20 protein-coding genes are annotated in these 21,020 nt (G+C 34.8%); 9 read left to right on the forward strand and 11 right to left on the reverse strand.

All coding sequences use genetic code 11. The features are described 5' to 3' along the window. Nucleotides 1-2: 2 nt before the first annotated feature. Nucleotides 3-122, reverse strand: a complete 120-nt coding sequence (locus HH304_RS21260) for a DUF2905 domain-containing protein (RefSeq protein WP_271711596.1) — start codon at nucleotides 120-122, stop codon at nucleotides 3-5. Nucleotides 123-265: 143 nt separating this feature from the next. Between HH304_RS21260 and HH304_RS11610 the strand changes: the two genes are divergently transcribed. The 4 genes from HH304_RS11610 to HH304_RS11625 all read left to right on the forward strand — a co-directional run bounded on the left by HH304_RS11610 (nucleotide 266) and on the right by HH304_RS11625 (nucleotide 3,998). Then, nucleotides 266-826, forward strand: a complete 561-nt coding sequence (locus tag HH304_RS11610; protein WP_169681588.1) for a DNA-3-methyladenine glycosylase I — start codon at nucleotides 266-268, stop codon at nucleotides 824-826. 113 nt (nucleotides 827-939) lie between these two features. Next, nucleotides 940-1,563, forward strand: coding sequence for a porin family protein (locus tag HH304_RS11615; RefSeq protein ID WP_169681590.1), 624 nt, complete (start codon nucleotides 940-942; stop codon nucleotides 1,561-1,563). A gap of 113 nt (nucleotides 1,564-1,676) precedes the next feature. After that, a complete protein-coding gene (locus tag HH304_RS11620; RefSeq protein ID WP_169681592.1) occupies nucleotides 1,677-2,903 on the forward strand; it encodes an NADH:flavin oxidoreductase/NADH oxidase family protein in 1,227 nt (408 codons plus the stop codon). A 45-nt stretch (nucleotides 2,904-2,948) separates the two neighbouring features. Next, on the forward strand, nucleotides 2,949-3,998 hold the full coding sequence (locus HH304_RS11625) for a carboxypeptidase-like regulatory domain-containing protein (protein ID WP_169681594.1): 1,050 nt from the start codon (nucleotides 2,949-2,951) through the stop codon (nucleotides 3,996-3,998). A gap of 57 nt (nucleotides 3,999-4,055) precedes the next feature. Here the strand turns inward: HH304_RS11625 and HH304_RS11630 are convergent, their stop codons facing one another. The 3 genes from HH304_RS11630 to HH304_RS11640 all read right to left on the reverse strand — a co-directional run bounded on the left by HH304_RS11630 (nucleotide 4,056) and on the right by HH304_RS11640 (nucleotide 6,978). Further along, the gene (locus HH304_RS11630; protein ID WP_169681596.1) at nucleotides 4,056-5,243 is read right to left on the reverse strand and encodes a phosphoglycerate kinase; all 1,188 of its coding nucleotides are present in this window, start codon (nucleotides 5,241-5,243) and stop codon (nucleotides 4,056-4,058) included. 66 nt (nucleotides 5,244-5,309) lie between these two features. Then, nucleotides 5,310-6,269 (reverse strand): L-threonylcarbamoyladenylate synthase, encoded by a 960-nt coding sequence (locus HH304_RS11635; protein ID WP_169681598.1) that lies wholly within the window; start codon nucleotides 6,267-6,269, stop codon nucleotides 5,310-5,312. Nucleotide 6,270: 1 nt separating this feature from the next. Continuing rightward, nucleotides 6,271-6,978: a tetratricopeptide repeat protein gene (locus HH304_RS11640; RefSeq protein ID WP_169681600.1), complete on the reverse strand. Its 708-nt coding sequence runs from the start codon at nucleotides 6,976-6,978 to the stop codon at nucleotides 6,271-6,273. Nucleotides 6,979-7,048: 70 nt separating this feature from the next. On the opposite strand from HH304_RS11640, the gene HH304_RS11645 reads away from it, so the two are divergent. The 4 genes from HH304_RS11645 to HH304_RS11660 all read left to right on the forward strand — a co-directional run bounded on the left by HH304_RS11645 (nucleotide 7,049) and on the right by HH304_RS11660 (nucleotide 9,405). Continuing rightward, nucleotides 7,049-7,813 (forward strand): sulfotransferase family 2 domain-containing protein, encoded by a 765-nt coding sequence (locus tag HH304_RS11645; RefSeq protein WP_169681602.1) that lies wholly within the window; start codon nucleotides 7,049-7,051, stop codon nucleotides 7,811-7,813. A gap of 66 nt (nucleotides 7,814-7,879) precedes the next feature. After that, nucleotides 7,880-8,044, forward strand: coding sequence for a Lacal_2735 family protein (locus tag HH304_RS11650; RefSeq protein WP_169681604.1), 165 nt, complete (start codon nucleotides 7,880-7,882; stop codon nucleotides 8,042-8,044). A gap of 2 nt (nucleotides 8,045-8,046) precedes the next feature. After that, a complete protein-coding gene (locus tag HH304_RS11655) occupies nucleotides 8,047-8,754 on the forward strand; it encodes an SDR family NAD(P)-dependent oxidoreductase (protein ID WP_169681606.1) in 708 nt (235 codons plus the stop codon). 3 nt (nucleotides 8,755-8,757) lie between these two features. Then, complete coding sequence (locus HH304_RS11660; RefSeq protein WP_169681608.1) at nucleotides 8,758-9,405, forward strand: flavin reductase family protein; 648 nt, start codon at nucleotides 8,758-8,760, stop codon at nucleotides 9,403-9,405. A 149-nt stretch (nucleotides 9,406-9,554) separates the two neighbouring features. On the opposite strand, the gene HH304_RS11665 is transcribed toward HH304_RS11660, so the two are convergent. The 6 genes from HH304_RS11665 to HH304_RS11690 form a co-directional block, all read right to left on the reverse strand. Further along, entirely contained in the window at nucleotides 9,555-9,893 is a 339-nt protein-coding gene (locus HH304_RS11665) for a hypothetical protein (RefSeq protein ID WP_169681610.1), read from the reverse strand. After that, complete coding sequence (locus HH304_RS11670) at nucleotides 9,865-10,197, reverse strand: histidine phosphatase family protein (RefSeq protein ID WP_169681613.1); 333 nt, start codon at nucleotides 10,195-10,197, stop codon at nucleotides 9,865-9,867. The genes HH304_RS11665 and HH304_RS11670 overlap by 29 nt, the downstream gene beginning before the upstream one ends. Before the next feature lie 372 nt (nucleotides 10,198-10,569). Beyond that, nucleotides 10,570-11,895 (reverse strand): ABC1 kinase family protein, encoded by a 1,326-nt coding sequence (locus tag HH304_RS11675; RefSeq protein WP_169681615.1) that lies wholly within the window; start codon nucleotides 11,893-11,895, stop codon nucleotides 10,570-10,572. Between the two features lie 15 nt (nucleotides 11,896-11,910). Then, on the reverse strand, nucleotides 11,911-12,540 hold the full coding sequence (locus tag HH304_RS11680; RefSeq protein ID WP_169681618.1) for a TetR family transcriptional regulator C-terminal domain-containing protein: 630 nt from the start codon (nucleotides 12,538-12,540) through the stop codon (nucleotides 11,911-11,913). Between the two features lie 49 nt (nucleotides 12,541-12,589). After that, the gene (locus HH304_RS11685) at nucleotides 12,590-16,822 is read right to left on the reverse strand and encodes an AsmA family protein (protein WP_169681620.1); all 4,233 of its coding nucleotides are present in this window, start codon (nucleotides 16,820-16,822) and stop codon (nucleotides 12,590-12,592) included. A gap of 124 nt (nucleotides 16,823-16,946) precedes the next feature. Beyond that, on the reverse strand, nucleotides 16,947-18,197 hold the full coding sequence (locus HH304_RS11690; RefSeq protein ID WP_169681693.1) for an ammonium transporter: 1,251 nt from the start codon (nucleotides 18,195-18,197) through the stop codon (nucleotides 16,947-16,949). A 460-nt stretch (nucleotides 18,198-18,657) separates the two neighbouring features. Between HH304_RS11690 and HH304_RS11695 the strand changes: the two genes are divergently transcribed. Next, nucleotides 18,658-20,313 (forward strand): mechanosensitive ion channel family protein, encoded by a 1,656-nt coding sequence (locus tag HH304_RS11695; protein WP_169681622.1) that lies wholly within the window; start codon nucleotides 18,658-18,660, stop codon nucleotides 20,311-20,313. On the opposite strand, the gene HH304_RS11700 is transcribed toward HH304_RS11695, so the two are convergent. Beyond that, entirely contained in the window at nucleotides 20,300-20,983 is a 684-nt protein-coding gene (locus tag HH304_RS11700) for a TVP38/TMEM64 family protein (protein ID WP_169681624.1), read from the reverse strand. The two genes, HH304_RS11695 and HH304_RS11700, sit on opposite strands and share 14 nt — an antisense overlap. Nucleotides 20,984-21,020 lie beyond the last annotated feature (37 nt).

Genomic DNA, 21,020 nt, shown 5'->3' on the forward strand with positions numbered 1-21,020 from the left:
TATTATGAAAATTTATTAATGATTTTTAGAATCACTGTGATCAATATGCTCAAAATGATCATTGTGGTTATGGGAATGTATATTTTAGTATTTCCGGAATCAATTTTTATGTCACCGGGCAAATTTCCGGTAGTAGGAAGTTTATTACCAAAAAAAGTATACCACTATTCCGATTAAAATAATTATTGCTCCGATAATAAGTAATATTTTTCCGTATTGTTGGTGCATGTTTTAATGATACTAAAAAAAAAAAAAGCATTATAAAATGAATATCAAAAAGCGATGCGACTGGTGTCTTAAAGATGAGATATATATGGATTATCATGATAATGTCTGGGGAAAGCCGGAGTATGATGATATTAAGCTTTTTGAATTTCTTAATCTTGAAGGTGCTCAGGCCGGCCTTTCATGGTATACCGTTTTGATTAAAATAGACAATTACCGGCAAGCTTTCCATAACTGGGATCCTGAAAAAATCGCCGCAATGGGTGATGAGGATATTGAGAAATTAATGCAAGACAAAGGGATTATAAGAAACAGACTAAAGATTCAAAGTGTCATTACAAACGCCAGAGCTTTTCTGGATATGAAAAATAATGGAGAGTCATTTAGTGAGTATTTGTGGTCATTTGTAGATGGAAAGCCTTTAATGAATTCACCTGAATCAATGGCAGATATTCCTGCAAAGACTGAAGTTTCAGATAAAATGAGCAAAGAACTAAAGAAAAAGGGATTTAAATTTGTCGGATCAACTATTTGCTATGCATTTATGCAGGCCGTTGGGATGGTTGACGACCACCTTGTTGATTGCTTTGTAAGGAAATAAAATCAATTTTTTAATAAATATATTTTTGTTCAACCGATTACCATTTTTGATTCAATGGTATTAACGAAAAAAGAAAAAAACCTTTTTTAAAAGAAAGTAAAACTAAATAAGCTATGGTTATACGTAATTTTTTTATTGCATTTTCTATGCTGGTTTTGACAGCTTTAAGTACACAGGCACAAAATTCTGGAGTAGGTTTTAAGGGAGGGGTTAATATGACAAAGTTAACTTCTGAACAACCTGCAGATTATGATTTTGGCTATTATGGTGGTGTGTTTTTAAGTTTGCCGGTAAATCAGGCATTGTCAATCCAGCCGGAATTTATTTACACAAAATATAAATCAACTTCAGAATATTCATTAGCAGGAGCAAATTATACTAATGAGTACGAACTTGATGCAATTCAGATACCTTTAATGGGAAAAGTTCATTTTGCTCAGATTTTATTTTTAGAGGTAGGTCCGCAAGCAAGCTTTTTGCTTAGTCAAAAACAAACTAAAACTGTAGAAAGCTCATTAGGTGGAGGAACAACAACTACCGAGGAAGACTTATCATACAAGGAAATCGAATGGTACATTAATATGGGCGCGGGAATTGAGCTTCCTGTTGGTCTCCATCTTAATGTTAGATATAATTTGGGAATGAACAATCTTAACGATGATAGTTCTGATGATAATGAAGTAAGAACCAGAATGTGGCAAGTTGGAATTGGATATCGTTTTGGATCGTCAAACTGATTTCTAGCTAAAAAAATATAAATTGAGGGCTGTTTTGGGAGTTGATCTCTTAAAACAGCTTTTTTATTATTATCTAAATTGTCGGTGATTGTCGGCTTAATTTGAAGTATTTAATGAAAGATATTGGTTTGAATTCAAGTCTCACTTTACCTTGTGGGGCAGTGTTAAAAAACAGGTTGGTAAAATCAGCAATGACCGAAAGAATAAGTGATTCTGATTTTATGCCTACAAAAGGACACAATAAATTATATAAAAAATGGGCAGCTACCGGGGCCGGATTGCTGATTACCGGTAATGTAGTTATCGACCGCAAGCATCTGGAGTCTGCAGGGAATGTTTGTTTAGATACTGAAGAAATGATTCCGGCACTTGAAAAGTGGGTTAAAGCAGGAACCTCAAATGGAAATCATTTATGGGTACAAATTTCTCATTCAGGCAGACAAACGAATATTTTTAATTCAAAGAGACCTAAGGCACCTTCAGAAGTTAAATTGAATAAAATGGGGTTGTTTGGTAAGCCCAGAGCAATGACTGAGGCAGATATTGCTGAAGTGATTGAAGGATTTGTCAGAGCTGCATCAATTGCTAAAAAGGCAGGCTTTACCGGAATTCAAATTCATTCTGCACATGGTTATTTACTAAGTCAGTTTCTTTCTCCAATTACTAATAAAAGACAGGATAGGTGGGGTGGCTCATTAGAAAATAGAAGTCGATTATTGCGAATAATTGTTGAAGAAGTTCGTAAAGAAGTAGGATCTGAGTATCCTATATCAGTAAAATTGAATTCTTCAGATTTTCAACGTGGAGGATTTTCAGAAGAAGACTCTCTGGAAGTTGTAAAGATGCTAAATGATCTGAAAATAGATTTATTGGAAATTTCAGGAGGTACTTATGAGAAACTTGCTTTTTTTCTATTAAATGAAGAACAGAAAGAAAGTACTAAAAAGAGGGAAGCCTATTTTATAGATTTTGCCAAAAAGATTCAGCAAATTAATAATGTTCCACTTCTTGTTACAGGAGGATTTCGATCTTATGATTTTTGTAATGAAGTATTGGCATCAGGGGAAATTGATTTAATTGGAATGGGTAGACCATTTATCACTAATCTAGACGAAATATCAGATTTTCTAAAAGGAGATGTCAAAGTTCTGGATAACATGATTATCCGTACCGGCATCAAGAATTTTGAAGATGGTGCGGAAGGAGGTTTTTATGCAAGACAATTGATTAGGATTTCAAAAGGGAAACCATTCAAAGCAAACCTAAATTCATTATACTGCTCAATGTTTATTGTTATTCATGAATTTAAAAAAGCTGTAAGCAATAAGTTCATGTGGTAATTAGTTATATGTATAATTAATTGTTATTTACAGAACTTGTTGATAATGAAAAACCATATATTTTTATCTCTTATTTTTTTTATCTCATTTAGCCTGGTTGGTCAGAATAAAACTTATCTAGTTCAAATACTTGATAACACTTCCGGTGAACCGGTTCCTTTTGCAAATGTGATGTTTGAAGATTTGTTTGAAGGAACTAATGCTAATGAAAATGGATTTTTCAGGCTTGTTGATAGTCAAAAATATTTAGGGAGAAACGTGATTATTTCTTGTGTAGGTTATAAAGATTTAAAAATATCCTACAATGAACTAATTATAAGATCCACAATTCGATTGATACCTGACACTAAAGTTCTTAATGAGGTTATGGTTTCGGCAGAGCCTGAAAAGCCTGTTGATATTATGAAGAAGGTAATAGATTTTATTAATCAGACCAGACATTTAAATGATATACATTATTACAATATAGATTCTGAGGTTTCCGATTTTATTGATACTCTTCATATTTCTACCATTAACCAGGTAGTTGATATTTATGATGAGCCAATAGTACATATTATTGGTGTTCAGCCTTATGATAAGCCATCTTTTAAGAAACTTAGTTATTATGCTTCCTATCCATGGAATGCTATAATTAATAATAACATTAACCGGGTTCCTGTATTTGAATATGAGAAACTCGATTATTTTGTATTCTCTTATAACTTTGATTCTTCATCTTCCAGGTACCTGAAAATTGATTTTAATGCTATCAAACATTCCCGGAAGGTGTTAAATACCAATTCAGCAAAGGATTATTCTGGTTCTCTAATTGTGGATATAGAGAGTTATCAGCTTAAAAGTATGATATTAAACATTGAATATGAGAATGGTTCTTATAACTACACCCGGATGAATTTTGATTTGATCAAAAATGAATTAATACCATTATTGACAATAGAAAGACGTAAAATTGAGCATGTGTTGATCGTGAATCATACTAACTGGTTGAAGTCAGAAGAGAATTCAGGCAAGGAAGTGAAAATGAATCATGATCTTGAACATATAAATCCTTCAGAAGCTGTATTTGAGAACTATAACAATTTTGTTAGGTAGGAAATAACAAAAAGCCACTTCAAACGAAGTGGCTTTTGATTATATGTTTGCTTGTTTTTAGCTTTTTAATGCGGTTACTCCCGGAAGTTCTTTACCCTCCATATATTCAAGAAGGGCACCACCACCGGTAGAAACGTAACTAACGTCATCACCGAAACCCAGGCTGTTTACCGCAGCAGCAGAATCTCCACCACCGATAAGTGAGAAAGCTCCATTTTTAGTTGCTTCTACAACAGCTTCAGCAATCGTAAATGTTCCCTTACTGAAATTACTCATCTCAAATACTCCCATTGGTCCATTCCATAAGATGGTTTTAGAGTTCCTGATGATTTTTGCAAACACCTCTCTTGCCTGAGGGCCAATGTCAAGACCCATCCATCCTTGCTTGATGTGGCCATTTTGCATGATCTCTGTATTTGCATCATTTGAAAACTCATCTGCACAAACTGAGTCAAATGGTAGTTCAAGGTTTACACCTTTATCTTTAGCTTTTTTGATTAGCTCACGAGCCAATTCCAATTTATCTTCTTCAACAAGTGAGTTGCCAATAGTGCCGCCCATTGCTTTAAAGAATGTATATGACATTCCACCTCCGATGATCATATTGTCAACCTTATCCAATAGTTGCTCTATTATCAGGATTTTATCTGATATTTTAGCACCACCCATAATAGCAGTATATGGTTTATCTGCTTTGCTAAGTACTTTCTCTGCATTTTCAAGTTCAGCGTGCATTACGTACCCACTTGCTTTCTCATTAAAGAATTTAGCGATGATAGCAGTTGAAGCATGAGCACGGTGAGCAGTACCAAATGCATCCATAACCCAGATATCGCCCAGTTTAGATAGAGACTTGGCAAAATCCTCGTCACCTTTGGTTTCTTCAGGATAGAATCTTAGGTTTTCAAGTAAAAGTATTTGGCCAGGTTTAAGAGCTGCTGCTTTTTCTTCTGCCTCAGCTCCAATGCAATCAGATGAAAAGATCACCTCAGTATTAAATACCTCTGATAACCTTTTAACAAGGTGCTTTAATGAGAATTTATCTTCAGGTCCTGATTTTGGTCTTCCCAGGTGTGACATTAGAATAGCACTACCACCATCATCCAAAACCTTTTTGATTGTTGGTATAGCTGCCTTAATCCTTGTTTCGTCGGTGATTTCTTGTTTATCATTTAATGGAACATTAAAGTCAACTCTTATGAGTGCTTTCTTGCCATTAAAGTTGTAATCTTCAATCGTCTTCATGTGCTAGTGTTTTTCAGATTTTAATATTGGTTTTGTGTCGGGGTACACAATTAATTCAGGTTGTTGTCAGGTATCTGCTGCTGCCCGGCTTAATCTGTCATTTATTGCTTTGCCAAGGCCTACCTCAGGTACTTTCTCTGCAATAATAGCTTCAATAGGACTATTATCCAATTTTCTCATGAAAGAAAAAAGATTGGCTGCAGCTTCATTGGTATCTCCTTCCGGACTAAGAATATAATGATGAGGTCGGTTGATATTTTTCTTTGTAAATGTGAGTACTCCTATGTTATCTCCAGGGAATTTCTCAAGCAGACTATCAATATCACCCAGATAGAATTTTTTTCTCGGTGCATAATGGCTTTTCAACATTCCCGGAGCCTTCGGATTTGATGAACTATGAGGCTGGATTTTAACTTTTCCAACTACCTTTTCGATGTCGTCAATACTCAATCCACCAAGTCTGAGTATTACCGGAACATCATTTTCGAAAGAAACTATTGTTGATTCAATTCCTACTTTACACTCGCCACCGTCTAATATGTAGTCAACTTTATCATCAAGTTGAGCCTTAACATGTTCTGCATTAGTCGGGCTGATATAACCAAATGGATTCGCACTTGGAGCTGCAATTGGGAAATCAAGAATTGAAAGTAACTCACGGGTAAGAGGATGATCTGGCATCCTGACTCCAATAGTAGGCAGTCCACTACTTACGATATCCGGAATTAGATCTTTCTTTTCAAGAATGAGGGTTAATGGCCCTGGCCAAAATTGATTAGCAAGTTTTAATGCACTTTCCGGAATTGACTTAGTGAAAGATCTCACTTTTTCTAAAGAATCTGTATGTACAATTAACGGATCAAATGACGGCCTTTGTTTAGCCTCGAAAATTCCGGTAACAGCCTTTGGGTCCGTTGCATTTGCTGCAAGGCCATAAACAGTTTCAGTCGGAACAGCCACAAGGCCACCTTTTTGTAAGATGGAAGCTGCTTCCTTAATATCCGTGCCGATTACAGTTTTACTCATCTTATTCCTGACAATATTGGTCAATTGCAGCCTGAGCCTCTTCAAAACCAAGGTTTTTAGCTCTGCTTAGTAGTCTGCAACCTTCATTTTTATCACCCTTGTTGATCATGGCATATCCCATCCAGAAATTTGCAAATGCCAGGTCAGGCTGAATGTTTAATGAAGATTCTAATGCAGAAATTGCTTCATCAAGTCTGTATAATGCAATTAAACTTTTTCCTTTATTAGCAAAAGCAAGAGCAAAATCAGGCTGTAATTCTAATGCCTTGTTGAAGTCTTCAATTGCCTGAGGATGGAAACCTAGTTTTTGTAATACGGCTCCACGGTTATTATAAATATCTACGATAGAACTATCAATTTTAATTGCTCTTGTATAATCCTGTACAGATGCATCATAATTGTTTAATTCTCTTCTGGCATTTCCTCTATTATAAAAGGCTTTGTATTGAGTGCTGTCATTTGTAATAGCTCTGGTAAAATATGCTTCTGCTTTTTGGAAGTCTTTATCTTCAAAAGAAATTACTCCACGCAATACCAGGGCGTCATAATTGTCAGGATTTTTCTCAAGGGCATTTTCCAAAAGAGGGAGTGCATCCGCCATTCTTCCTTCACTCATTCGGTTTCTGGCTTCATTAACTAGTTCCTCTTCACTAGCACTACATCCTGTTAATAGAATTAATACAAATATTATTTGTGTCAGATATCTCATTTTATTAAAATTTGCTACAAAATTAGATGGTAAAATGCCAGCTTACAATATATACTGCTAATTTGTGGTCATGTCTCGATGGATCAGTTTCATTTTTTTATTAATAAAACACGGAAAGTGGAAAAAATACCTTTCCGAATATGATTCTAATTCCTCTGTAAGCCCGATTAAGAAGTTTATCCTTGGCATCCCTTATCTTGGATATTTCTTTTATCAGGTGAATTTTATTTTATTTCATAGCCCGAAGTCACGACCAAGATATCTTGAGCATAAAAAGTCTGAAGTTATTTATTATAGAATTCCAAAAACAGGAAGTACTTCTATAATTCACTATTTCCTTTCTGAATACTTCAACCTTAGTCCTGAGAATGATTATGAAATTGAAATGTTTGCCAAAGAATTGCTATCGAAGGATGTTGTTGATCCAACTAAAAAAATTATTGCTGTAGTAAGAAATCCCATCCTTAGATTTAAATCAGCTTATGCAAACATTATGATGGTTGATGAGAAGTATATTTTCAAAGACTATCTTTTTGAAATATTGCCAAGAGGGTTGAATGTTGATCAATTTGCAGAACGATTAAATAAAATACCTACAAGGTTAATTGATGATCATTTTCAAAGTCAATCTTATCTGGTGAGTTTAGCTGTAAAACACGCTGAAATTATCAAATTTGAAGATGGTTTGGCTGGTTTCCCAATTAGTGAGAGCCACCAAAAAAGTAAAATCCCACATCTTAATCCCTCTAACAAAGAAATCTCCCTTTCTGTTAACACAATTAGTATTCTTAAAGAGTTATATAAAGCTGATTTTTCTAATTGGTATGATGATTAATAATATTTTGTTTAACTATTTAATTTATTTAGCTAAACAAAACCTAAGGTACCATGTTAGTTAAGTATGTTTGGATTATTTAAAAGTGACCCGGTAAAAAAGCTTCAAAAGGAGCGTAAAAAGCTATTGGAAAAAGCTTACAAATTATCACATACTGATCGAAGTGCCTCAGATCAGATGATGGCTAAGGTTGATGAAATTGATAAAAAGATTGAGGAATTGAAAGGATAATTATGTCTGCGAAAAAAACAATTGCAATAATAGGTGGTAGTAGTGGAATTGGTCTGGCAACAGTTAAACTTCTGGCTGAGAGAGGACATGAAATTTTGGTTTTTTCAAGGCATTTTGAGGAATCAATAGAAAATGTTCGCCATGTAAAACTTGATGTGTTATCTGATGATATTACTCCTGAATTGTTTCCTGAAAAACTAGATGGACTGGCATATTGTCCCGGATCCATAAATTTAAAGCCTTTTCAGTCATTGAAAGCGGATGATTTTCAGTCTGACATAGAAATAAATGTGCTTGGTGCGATTAAGGTACTTGGTACAGCAATGAAATCATTAAAGAAAGGTAATGACCCTTCTGTGGTGCTTTTTAGTACAGTTGCTGTCCAGACAGGGATGCCTTATCATACTTCCGTAGCGGCTTCAAAAGGAGCTATTGAGGGTATAACCAGGTCTCTGGCTGCTGAATGGGCACCAAAAGTCAGAGTTAATGCAGTTGCGCCAAGTTTGACCGATACGCCTATGGCTTCGCAGTTATTATCTGATGAAAGGAAAAGGGAGCTTGGGGCAAAACGACATCCTCTCAAAAGAGTAGGAACTCCAAATGACATTGCCAAAGCAGTAACATATTTACTTTCAGAAGATTCTTCCTGGATTACAGGCCAGATTTTCAAAATAGATGGTGGGATGGGAGACCTTCAAATACCTGGATAATTTATGGAAAATGATTTTTTAATTGATCGGCTATCTATCGAAAAGATGGATAAACGAGTCAGAACTAATTTGATTAATTGTATCAGTGGATTTAAATCACTGAATTTGTGTGGAACTTTCGACAGACAGGGAATTACCAATTTAGCTCCAATAAGTTCTGTTGTTCATATTGGTGCAGACCCTCCATTGCAGGGAATGATTATCAGACCGGTATCAGTACCCCGGCATACTTATTTGAATATTATCGAAACAGGGTATTTCACTTTAAATCATGTTACTGAAAATATTTACAGGAGTGCTCACCAATCTGCAGCCAGATACCAAAAGGAAGAGTCTGAATTTGATAAAACCGGTCTTACTGCAGAATTTTTAAATGGTTTTAAAGCCCCATTTGTTAAGGAATCTGTTATTAAAATCGGATTAAAACTGATTGAGGAAATCAATATAGCCACCAATGGGACTAAAATGTTAATAGGTGAAATTATCGATATTCATTTACCTGAAGGAGTGTTGGCTTCAGACGGGTTTCTGGATTTGAATAAAGCCGGAACCATTACTGTTGCAGGTTTAGATGCATATCATAAAACAGAAAAACTTGAAAGATTGTCGTACGCTAAGCCCGATCAGGATCTAAAAAGTATTGATTTTTAGTAGAGACTCCATTCTTCAAGATGTTTGAAAAACGAACTGGAAAAATAAAAGAAAAGCGAATTTAAATCGGTTTTATAACTAGTTCGATATATTCTTTTAGGGCATATCGAACTAGTTATAATTGAGTTATTGCTTGGTTTGTAATATTCTTAATCAGCAATTTTTAATCCAACATATCCTGACTCAATTTTGCTGCTATTTTTATAAACGCTACCACCTTCAGTAAGAATATAATAGTCGTTTCCTTCAGAGCTTATGTCATAATCTACATAGCCAGAATCAATTTTATTTCCGTTTTTATAAACACTCCCACCATCAGTAAGCACATAATAGTTTCCGCCTCCTGCAGCAATAGCTACACCTTTATATCCTGACTCAATTTTATTGCTATTTTTATAAACACTTCCTCCGGCAGTAAGAATATAATAGTCTTCACCATCAGCAGCAATGTCAATTCCTTTATATCCGGAGTCTATTTTTTTTTCCACTTTTATAGACACTTCCACCTTCGGTAAGCACATAATAATCATTCCCCGCAGCTGCAATATTAATTCCTTTATATCCGGAATCTATTTTAGTTCCATTTTTATAAACACTTCCTCCCGCAGTAAGGATATAATAGTTATCTCCTTCAGATGCGATGTCAATTCCTTTGTATCCGGAGTCTATTTTAGTTCCATTTTTATAGACGCTACCCCCTTTTGTAAGTACAAACCAATTGCTTGATTGAGAGAATGCACAAAAGGTAAATAGAAAGAATAAGACTAAAATTGAAAATTTAAAAAGTTTCATAATTCTGATTATGTAGTTGATAAAATTTGGTTTAAAAAATCCGAAAATATAAGATTTTTAGTTTTTTGCCAATTTATATCACTTTTTATCAAGAATTAATTGCTGAGTGTTTTTATTGTTATGAAAATGCACGATTAACTAATAAAAGCTGAAGTTTCTTTATAGTTAAATTGCAATTATTTAATGTGGAATAACTGATGAGTTGAAATCAAAGCTTTGTAAAATAGTGTATCTGAAATTATGAAAAGAATAGCGATTTAAAATCTGTTTTATTGCTAGTTTGACATGCCGCTAAAGAATATATTAATTAGCATTTGTGTAGAAATAGAAAAGCTTAAATTTTAGAAGAGTCCCCTTTATTAAGGGGACTTTTTACATTTCAACCTTCTCCATAAAGGCATTTGTATTTATAGTTGCTTTTAACATATGTAATAGCCTGTAGAGTCCGAAATAAGTCCTGTTGATGTAAATAGCATGTCTGGACCCTCTTGCTGTACCTATTTTCTTTAATTTTTTATCTTTGCTCAATGCCTTACCGGCATTATTTATTTTTTCAAAATACTTCTTGTCGGAAAAATCAAATCTCCCGGCAATAATTGGTTCGGCTACCATGCCAATTATATTCCTATATACCGAAATAAGATAATCTTTAGTGTCTTTGGAATCATCTATTCTAATTATCTCAAGTTCGATCAGGTATTTTTCAAGTAGTCGATCATCTTCAAGTACACCTTCATCAATGAGAGCAAAAAATGAATTATAAAAACTATCCGGAATCTCCTTAGTACATCCAAAATCAAGAACTCCCAGTTTTCCTTCGTCTGTTATTACAAAATTACCCGGATGAGGATCAGCATGAACTAATTTTAAATTATGAACCTGATAATTATAAAAGTTCCATAATGCCTGTCCGATACTATTCGAATCAATAATATCCTGACCATTGTATTTTTCGATATAGTCTTTTAGTGATGGTCCGGAAAGCCAACTCATCACCAGTATTTTTTCAGAGGATAGCTCTTTTTTAAATTCAGGAAACACAATACCTTCCAGATGGCTGCATTTTTCGGAGATAAACATTCCCTGAATAAGTTCCTGATTGTAATCTGTTTCTTCTATTAATTTAGATTCAACTTCTTTAACATAATAATCCAGATCCTTCAAAGAAATATTTAATAGTTTAGCAGCCAGGGGGCGGGCTATTTTCAGGTCAGACTGGATGCTGTCAGCCACGCCAGGATATTGAATTTTTACAGCTAACGTTTGATCATTTAATGTAGCTTTATGTACCTGACCAATGGAGGCTGCATATACAGCTTCAGGACTAAAATAATCAAATACATCTGATGGTTTTTTGCTCAGGTATTTTACAAATGTTTTGCGGATTAATGGTCCACTTAATGGTGGAACCCGGTTTTGACTTAATGAAAATTTTTCCTGATAAGCCACTGGTAAAACCTGATCTTCCATGGAGAGCATCTGTGCAACTTTAAGTACTGAACCCTTGAGTTCACTTAGCAGACCATAAATATCTTCTGCATTTGCTTGGTCTAAGGATTCTTTAGTTACATTTTCACCGGTTGCCTTTTTTGCGAAATGCTTAATGTAATTGCCACCAACTTTTATACCTGTGCTTAAAAATCTGCTAGCACGTTTTACTTTCCCAGCAGGAATACTTTCCTGTCTCTTATTTGCCATCTACACCTATCTAAATTAACTAAACTGTCTTACCATGAATTTCCCGAAATCAAGGGCCGCATCAAAGACACCACCGCTGATGAGTTCAAAGCTCAGACGAACACTTTTCTCAATAGCTTCATCTGTTTTCTCGAAGTCTTTGCTATTGTCTTTGATCCAGAAGTTTATTAAAAAGATTAACTGAACGAGAAATGGGTTTTTCAACTGTTCTTTTAAAGGGAATTTGAAAACTTCTCCACCTTCCACACCTTCATCAATCAATTCATTCACATAAGTTTTAAAAGACGAATAAAATTCTTTAAGATATTGAGGTGGTCTTTGTGGTTTTTCGAAAGCGTCTTTTCTAAACAGGATATAACTCCGGTTTTTCTTCAATACTTCAAATAAGGTATAGTAAAAGAATAGCATTTTATCTCTTACCGGATATAATTCATATTCTTCTTCCTTACCTAATGATTTGATAGTTTCATTAAAAAAGCCTTGCCAGATATCGGCTTCAAGAGATTCAAATGAACTATAGTGTTCATAGAATTCTTCTTCCTTGATTTTAAGCTTTTTACAAAATGCCAGAACAGACCTTAGATTCTCAGGTTCAGTCAGCAAATGATTGATATAATTGGATTTTATTCTTTGTTCTGTAGCCATGCATTTTTAACAAATACACAACTGTTTTGTTAGAGGAATATTCAAATAATTAATGTTTCAGACGAGATTCTTTTAGCTCTTCGATTTCAGGTTTGAATTCGTCCTGATAAAATCTCCGTATAAATTTCAGGTTTCTACCTGCACCCATATTACTTTTAACACCGGTAAGGCAGGCTTTGACCAGAAAATTAATGAATGAGCGATATTCAACTCTTTCATAGAACATGTATCTTGGTTTTTTGTACCACTCTTCAGTGTTGTTCTTTTTCAAGATCATGTTCGCAAAAAAACCACCCAGAGTTCCCTTTACTCCACCTTCTTTATCTGAACTTACTTTTAATAGGGTCATGGACATGTCTTCATAATAGAAGCCCATGTTGCCATAAATATTGTCAGTGTAACCCTGGGCAAAAACCATTGCAGTATCAAGTTGACCAGTATTAAATCTAATCATAGCAGAAGGCTCAAGAAAGGCGTTCATGTCTGTTAAAGGCATCGGTGAAAGTCCAATTGTAGTTTTAAATGCACCTTCCTTACTATTTAAATCAAAGTCAAGATCCAGAGTGATTTTACTTGACCCCATCAGGTTACCAGCCATATTAATTAAAAGATGAGTGCTGTCTGAAGGATTACTATAAATGTTTGTGATATCACCATTTACATTGGTTAGGATGACATCTCCCGGTAAAAGTCCGTTTTCAGGCACTTCAATATATCTTAAAAAGCCTCCAGAAGTAGTGATTTTGTTAATATTTAATCCTAACGAACTATTCAAAACTAGTTCGTTAGGGAAAGGTTTTTTACTGTTTGTATCTACAGGTTTATTTTTATCTCTGTAAATGTTTAGTTCAGGGTTTTTTATAATTATCTGATCAGCCTGAATTGTGCTATCATTTAATAATTCAAGAGTGTTAAAATTTTTAATAATGGTTTCTCCAAGTCTAAGGGTTACAATGTCTTCCTCATAGTTTTGAGACTGGGCCAGAATTTCCGGAGGTAGTGTCGGAACGATATTAAAGTCTCTGACCGAAAGAGTTTGTGCAGCGTCATCCCAAATAGTATATCCACTTTGAATATTATATGAAGCCAGGGGATAAAAGAAATAGTCAAAGCCGGTCTCAAGTCCTTTGTAATCCCAGATGTTTCGTCTATTAGAAAAATTTGCTTTAAGATCTTTAGTTGCAAACCTGAATCCCTGAACAGCTAATCTTTCCTGAAAAGGATCGGCAATTGAAAAGTTAACTCTGGTTAATGAAAACTGTCCTATATCAATTTTTGATAAAGCATTAAATTTCTCGAGTAGAAAATCATTCGCTTCTTCTTTTATATTCAGAAAATTATTTTTCTTTTCTGAGTCATTGGTTTCACGACCTAGTAATTTAGTATATGTCACTCCGTCAATAAGTACTGATCGGGCGATGAACTCTTTCTGAGATAATAAGTGTGGAATATCCCAATTATTAATGGATACTTTGTCAATGTTTGCCTGCCAGTTTTGTGTTGTGTCTTTTGGAGTGGCACTGGCTTGAATAATTTGCAGTGATCCTGGTGCTATACCAGTTAGTATACTATCTGCTTTCATATTGATGTCTTTATTATCAAAATTGATATCAAGAATTGAAATTTCTCCTCCCTGTGGCCATTTGATGCCAGTTGAGTCTTTTAGTGTTTGTAAACCATTAATATTGCCATTTATTGAAGAAGTAGAAATGAGTGTGTTATTGCCTTTTATTCCTATTATATCAATTGCCAGATTACCATTTATTATTGTCGATTTCTCAGAAGAAAAAGATAGTTTTCCGGCTTCCTTTTTCGATAAATTATTCTTGTCGATTTTGATATTTATATCGGGATTTTCAAGTTCCAGTGATTCAAATGCAATTTTTTTATTATTTAAACCCTTTGATAAATTATTCGCTGAAGCAGTAAGCTTAGGGATAAGGGCGTTTATTTTTAGACCTTTTTTGTTTTGATCATCGGTTGATTTGATTTTTAGATTATTGAAAATCAAATTGTCCGTTGCCGAATTAGAATATACTCTGTCGGCAGTAAGATCGTGTCCTGATCCTTGATGAGCAAATTTTAATTGATTAAAGTCCACACGGTATTTATCAAATCCCAGGATAAGAGAATCTGTATTTTTCTCCCAGTTAAGATCCGTAGTATAAATTGATGAACCTGAGGTCGTAAAATGAAATATTGAATCTTTATTTATATCAAGTTGAGTATCATTGAGATTAATGGCTTTTAGCTTTATACTGTTTAAGGTTTTAACTGTATTTCTATTAGTTAAAGTGTCGTTTTTTTCAGAATTAATAATGTGGTAAATTAAATTTCCTTTGCTTGATACTGCACTATCTGCCACTATCTTCAAGTTGTTTATTAGCGCGCTTTTAGAAAGCCTGTAAATCCGGATTCTTTCTCCGTAATAACTTAGGTTACTGGACAGACTGTCGCTTGGGTTCTTTTGAAAATTAATGTTTTGAACAAAAATGTCTCGTAAATCATTATTGACAACAGTGAAATTTGATTCAATTATGCCACCGTTGTTTAATGAAAAGGTTATATGATCGCTGGAAATATTTTTGATATAGGCATTATTTAAACTTTGAGAAAGGGTAATGGTTTCATCCCAGATCATATTTTCTATCTCAACTTTTAAACCAGTTGTTAAGATTTGAGGATTTTGCTGACCTCGACGTTTGCTGATTTCGATTCTGGCATTATCCATTCCGAGTTTTTCGATTTTAGCATTTAACCAGGATTTAGGTAATTCTGCAAGAATGGATTTTCTGCCTTGATCACGATTGACATTAGTCGAGCGGATAAATAAATCAGGACTGTTAATGTAAACTTCTTTAAGCGAAACAATGCTGTCTTTATTAAGCATCGTTTTGTCTAGTCCATCAATAATTATTTCAGGTAAATATGCTTCTAGTTCAGGTGTTTTATTGTTTACTGCCTTCTTGGTAATCTTTAGTTTATTAATCTTTAAAATTGTTGAATTGGATGAGAATTCAATTAATGAAGCGTTAAAATTCAGTTCTTTAGATCCTGATCTGTAATTTGGGCTAAGTAGTCTTACATTAATGTCTGTATATCCTGGAAAATAATTTTGATTTGAAATCATTGAGCTATCCAGAATGTAGTCTAATATATTGATTTCGATTTTTGGAAGATGGAGAACAGCACCGTTTTCTTGTTCAAAGATCATTTTACCATGAGCCATCTGAAAAGTGTCTACTTCAATTTCATTAAATACCGAAGAAAGAAATTTTGAAAAATTATTGTCTTGTTTTTTAGATGGCTGACCACTAATCATCTTTTTCACCCAATGGTTTTTGGTGTTAAATGTGGTCTCAGTTAATTTAATTTGTCCTACATCAAGTATATTGTTTTGATAGGATCGGTTGAAATTAATATTTCTTATTTCAAGGCCTGGGGTGTTGTAATAGACCAGATTTTCTACCTCTTCGTGTGAAATGTCTTCTGCGGGTTGAATAGTGAAATTCTTTATTTTTATCTCTGAGCGAAGGGTATTTAGTTTTAGGCTATCAAATGAAATATAATGAATTGAGTCATTGAGAAATACTTTTTGTTGTCCTGAATAAAATGTGACATTATCTGCACTTAGAAATTTGGTTCTTTCGGTAACAGACTGCCTGTTTAAAAGGAAATCATTAATTGATAAATAAATACCGTTAAGTACGACAGGCCAGATTTTATTGTTTTTAACCAATAAATAAGTAACTGAAGCGTCATTAATATTCAGGTTGTCTATTTTAAATTCCTCGAGATATTCCGATATCTGATTATATATGTTTCCAACTTCACCACTAAGGGACGCATCCTTGTTTCTTCCCGCTGTTTTAATCATGAATTCAGGAGAATCTAGTTTTATACTTTGAACCTCAAGTTTTTTTGTCCAGTATACAAGAATCAGTTGTTTTATATCAAGAGTTAGTTCCGGAACTCGTATTTCTACCAAGCCTGCAGTATCTGCCGGGTTAAATATTTGGAAAGAGTCTTTGGGCTGAAGATTAATATCTTTGAATTCGGCTTTTGATGCTAAAAAGTTGATGTGGAATTCCGAAAAACTAAATCCATATCGACCATTTGTTTTTTCTTCAATTTTTTCTTCCAGAAAATCATGCAGATATGATTTTGTTAGTCCCTTAGTAATATAGATGAAAGGAATAAACAGAATAATCAAAGCAAAACCGATGATTACGCCACGACGACGCAAAAAGGGTTTTTTATGTTTGATTTTTTCCTGGGACATAGTACTGCAAATCTAATATTATGCAGTTTAGGTAAAAAGCTTTAATAAAAAAAGACCCCGTTGCTGCAGGCGCAGTTCTGGGGTCCGATTGCTCATAACAGGTGAAGAAACAGGAAGATCTTTCTTAGTCGTTATATACGATAGTGTAACCTCTTATACCATGTTCATGGCTATCAAGGCCTTCCACCTCGTGTTTTTCAGAAACTCTGATACCAAATGTCTTTTTCATTATAAAGAATAATGTAAATGCAGTTAAGAATGCTGCACCTCCGCAGATAGCTACACCTTTAAGTTGGATAAGGAATTGACTCCATCCGGCCATTGAGCCGAAGATACCTACTGCCAGTGTTCCAAATATTCCACAAGTTAAGTGTACAGAAACAGCTCCTACGCAGTCATCAAGCTTAAATTTATCAAGAGTGACAGCAGAAAACACTACCAGAATACCACTTATAAGTCCGATGATAAGTGAATCTGTGATATTCATTACATCTGCTCCGGCTGTGATTCCTACAAGTCCTGCGAGGATACCATTAAGTACCATGCCGAAATCAAGTCTTTTAAACATGAAGAATCCGGTGAAACATCCGCCAATTGCTCCGGCGCATGCAGCTAGACTGGTGTTAACAAGAACAACAGAAGTTGCCATTGGATCAGCAGATAGTACAGACCCTCCATTGAATCCGAACCATCCTAACCAAAGTAGGAAAACACCAATTGTAGCTAAAGGCACACTACTTCCAGGTTTGTCAATGACTTTTCCGTCAACATATTTACCGATACGAGGGCCAATCATGATAATACCAGCAAGCGCTCCCCAGCCACCCACTGAATGTACCAGTGTTGATCCGGCAAAATCATAAAAGCCCATCGCATCTAATGCTCCGCCGCCCCATTTCCAACTACCGATTACTGGATAGATCAACCCAACAAAGATCACGGTAAAAATAAAATAGGCGTTTATTTTAATACGTTCAGCTACGGCACCAGAAACAATGGTGGCAGCGGTAGCAGCAAACATCCCCTGAAATAAAAAGTCTGTCCAATATGTGTAACCTGAGTTATACCCGACCCCATCAGTGTCGTTTAATAAAAATCCGGAAAAATCAAACCATCCCGGTCCGTCGGCAAATGCAGGGTACATTAAGTTAAAACCAAAAAATGCAAAAGTTAATAAACCAATTGCAGGAGTTAATGTGTTTTTGAAAAGGATATTAACCGTGTTTTTAGCTTGTGTAAATCCAGCTTCAACAGCAGCAAAACCCAGGTGCATGATAAATACCAAAGCAGTACATAACATCATCCAGGTATTGTTGGTGGTTAATACATTTAACCCTTGTTGTTCTTTTAATGCCTCAATCTCGGCCATAGCCATAGATGAAGCTTCGGTACCAGGGGCTACATCTGAAAGTACAGAAAAACCAGATCCTGCACTTTGAATAACTTCATGAATTAATTCGGTTAGCATATTAGTATTAAGGTTCAGTAAAAAATGTAAAAAGTTTAGTTTTAGATTTAATTATAGCCCTAATATCAGTATAAATATGTTTATAAATAAATTAGTGGTTTAAAAATAAACTTGTTTTTTAAATAATAATGAAATTTATAATTAATAAGGGGTGTTTTTGAAACTGTTGTATTGAGATTGTGATATTCGGCTTTTGATAGAACATTTTTATAATTTCAGGATGTTTTGATTGCGGAATGTGTAAAATTTTGATGTTTTATTGAATTTGTAATTATTTTAATACTTGCTGTTTGTGAATTTCTTAATTAATGTTCAGTAGTTGAATAATAAGCCAAAGGGTGTTTATTTTGTTGAAAATTCACAAAGCATGAAGAAATACCAATACTTGTATCTGATTTGGCTATCCTTGTTTGTTTCTTTTTCTGTATTAGGGCAGGAAGGAGAATTAGCCATAAATGAAAAGGAAGATGTATTTATAGATCTTTCATCTCCACAAAATACTGTTAAAACTCATCTATCAAATCTGCAACCTGAAAGTTATCATCCGGAGATTGCTGCTAAGGTATTTAATCCCGAAGCACATGATGAAGAGGAAAGAACGGACCTGGCAATTAAACTTAAGCAGGTTTTGGATGGAGAAGGAATAATAGTTGACACTGAAGGCATTCCAAATAATCCTGATTACCTTGATTCTGCATCAAGCAATCAACATTATTATAAATTAACTTCTTCGCTGCCGAGAATAAAGCTGGCAAAGGTTGGTGACAAATGGTATTACTCTGAGAATACAGCTCGGATAATAAATGAACTTCATAAAGACACCTACCCATTTGGTACTGCGGAATTGCTCAATATTTTACCCAAAACAAGTAATCGTAAATACCTGGGGCTTTATTTATGGCAGATTATAGGGTTAGCAATACTTGTCCTGATAGCGGTAATAGTTCATAACCTATTTACATTCGTTCTTAGAAAGGTGATTACTGCTATGTTGCTTAAGGCCGGCTATAAAGAAATTGCAAAGGGCTTCGTAACTCCAATTGCCAGTCCGGCAGCATGGTTTATTGTTGTGTTTTTAATGAGTGTACTTGTAAGAGTTTTACAATTGCCAATTGATTTTGCTCATTACACTATTTTAATATTAAAAGCATTAGTGCCATTCTTTGGTACAATAATAATTTATCGACTTGTAGATGTTTTAGGTCTCTATATGTACAGGTTGGCTGAAAAAACCAAGTCTACTCTTGATGATCAGCTTGTTCCATTGGTGAGTAAAACACTTAAGATTTTCGTCGTCTTGTTAGGTGTTATTTTTGTACTTAGTAGTCTTGATATTAATGTAATACCAATTTTAACAGGATTATCAATTGGTGGTCTTGCATTTGCGTTGGCAGCCCAGGATACTCTTAAGAACTTCTTTGGAAGTATTATGATCTTCCTTGACAGACCTTTTCAAATAGGTGACTGGATTACTGCCGGAAGTGATATTGATGGAACTGTTGAGGAGGTCGGATTCAGGTCTACCCGAATCAGGACTTTTCGAAATTCGGTAACTTCCGTGCCTAATGGGCAGCTTGCAGACATGACTGTTGATAATCATGGATTACGTGTATATCGACGATTTTATACTCGCCTTGGTGTTACTTATGATACGCCACCACAATTAATTGAGGCTTTTGTTGAAGGGTTGAGGAAAATTACTCATGACCATCCGGATACAAGAAAAGATAATTATCATATTTATTTGAATGAATTTGCTGGCTCTGCTCTTGAAATCATGTATTATGTGTTTTTCAGAGTTCCGGATTGGGGCGATGAGTTAAAAGCAAGACATGAGTTGATGTTACAAATTATTGAACTTGCTGAAGATTTAGGAGTGAGGTTTGCATTCCCAACTCAAACATTGCATATGGAAACATTTCCTGAAAAAGAGAGTCTGACTCCGGTTTATTCTGAAACACCAGATTCATTGAAGCAAAAGTTAGCTGCTTTTTATGATAGAAAAGGAATTAAGCATTCTTAACTGCTCTTCGGATCATAACACCGATCCACAGGGTAGAAATTAAAAATAAAATTAACCATACCGCTGTCTCTACAGGCAGCGGTTTTTTTGATTCTATTATCGAATAGATTGAGGCTGCAGATGCACCTGTAAGATATGCCAGTAATGTCCTGGGGAGCATTCCTACAAGGCTACCGTAAAAGAATTTTTTTATATGAACACCTGCTGCAGCCATAACAAAATTCATCACAGCAAAAGGCAAAATCGGCGACAAGCGAACAGCAACTACAGTTCGAAATCCTCTTCTTCTTAATTTTTCAAAGACTCTTTTTCTTTTATGTTTTTTGTTAATGAAGTCATAAAGCCACCGATCTTCAATATTAAGCGAAATGTAATAACCTATTAATGCACCTAACAGGTAGCCGGCAACCAGAAATGGAAACGTGTACCATGGCAAGTAAAAGCCCCATAAGGCTGCAGTCAGCGTTGTAGGCATAAGTGCCAGCCCCATAACTATAGCAGAAACCAGAAAATATATTATCAAATCTACCAGTGAAACAGGTAGAGAAGTGATATCGTTGAGAATTAAATATCCAATTAAAGTAGAACTACAGATAAGCGGGCCAATAAACTGCCATGCTCCCCAAAAAGTAGAAATAAGCGTGTGAAAAAATTTGTTGGAACCTAACATCTGTTAATTTTACGAAGCATTATCCTGAATTTAATTT

This window comes from Marinigracilibium pacificum (assembly GCF_012926615.1).
GTDB lineage: Bacteria > Bacteroidota > Bacteroidia > Cytophagales > Cyclobacteriaceae > Mangrovivirga > Mangrovivirga pacifica.

Bases quoted from the DNA above. Each gene is read 5' to 3' on its own strand.
- HH304_RS11610 (WP_169681588.1), top strand. From the start codon at position 266: ATGAATATCAAAAAGCGATGCGACTGGTGTCTTAAAGATGAGATATAT.
- HH304_RS11615 (WP_169681590.1), top strand. From the start codon at position 940: ATGGTTATACGTAATTTTTTTATTGCATTTTCTATGCTGGTTTTGACA.
- HH304_RS11620 (WP_169681592.1), top strand. From the start codon at position 1,677: ATGAAAGATATTGGTTTGAATTCAAGTCTCACTTTACCTTGTGGGGCA.
- HH304_RS11625 (WP_169681594.1), top strand. From the start codon at position 2,949: ATGAAAAACCATATATTTTTATCTCTTATTTTTTTTATCTCATTTAGC.
- HH304_RS11630 (WP_169681596.1), bottom strand. From the start codon at position 5,243: ATGAAGACGATTGAAGATTACAACTTTAATGGCAAGAAAGCACTCATA.
- HH304_RS11635 (WP_169681598.1), bottom strand. From the start codon at position 6,269: ATGAGTAAAACTGTAATCGGCACGGATATTAAGGAAGCAGCTTCCATC.
- HH304_RS11640 (WP_169681600.1), bottom strand. From the start codon at position 6,978: ATGAGATATCTGACACAAATAATATTTGTATTAATTCTATTAACAGGA.
- HH304_RS11645 (WP_169681602.1), top strand. From the start codon at position 7,049: ATGTCTCGATGGATCAGTTTCATTTTTTTATTAATAAAACACGGAAAG.
- HH304_RS11650 (WP_169681604.1), top strand. From the start codon at position 7,880: ATGTTTGGATTATTTAAAAGTGACCCGGTAAAAAAGCTTCAAAAGGAG.
- HH304_RS11655 (WP_169681606.1), top strand. From the start codon at position 8,047: ATGTCTGCGAAAAAAACAATTGCAATAATAGGTGGTAGTAGTGGAATT.
- HH304_RS11660 (WP_169681608.1), top strand. From the start codon at position 8,758: ATGGAAAATGATTTTTTAATTGATCGGCTATCTATCGAAAAGATGGAT.
- HH304_RS11670 (WP_169681613.1), bottom strand. From the start codon at position 10,197: ATGAAACTTTTTAAATTTTCAATTTTAGTCTTATTCTTTCTATTTACC.
- HH304_RS11675 (WP_169681615.1), bottom strand. From the start codon at position 11,895: ATGGCAAATAAGAGACAGGAAAGTATTCCTGCTGGGAAAGTAAAACGT.
- HH304_RS11680 (WP_169681618.1), bottom strand. From the start codon at position 12,540: ATGGCTACAGAACAAAGAATAAAATCCAATTATATCAATCATTTGCTG.
- HH304_RS11685 (WP_169681620.1), bottom strand. From the start codon at position 16,822: ATGTCCCAGGAAAAAATCAAACATAAAAAACCCTTTTTGCGTCGTCGT.
- HH304_RS11690 (WP_169681693.1), bottom strand. From the start codon at position 18,197: ATGGCTATGGCCGAGATTGAGGCATTAAAAGAACAACAAGGGTTAAAT.
- HH304_RS11695 (WP_169681622.1), top strand. From the start codon at position 18,658: ATGAAGAAATACCAATACTTGTATCTGATTTGGCTATCCTTGTTTGTT.
- HH304_RS11700 (WP_169681624.1), bottom strand. From the start codon at position 20,983: ATGTTAGGTTCCAACAAATTTTTTCACACGCTTATTTCTACTTTTTGG.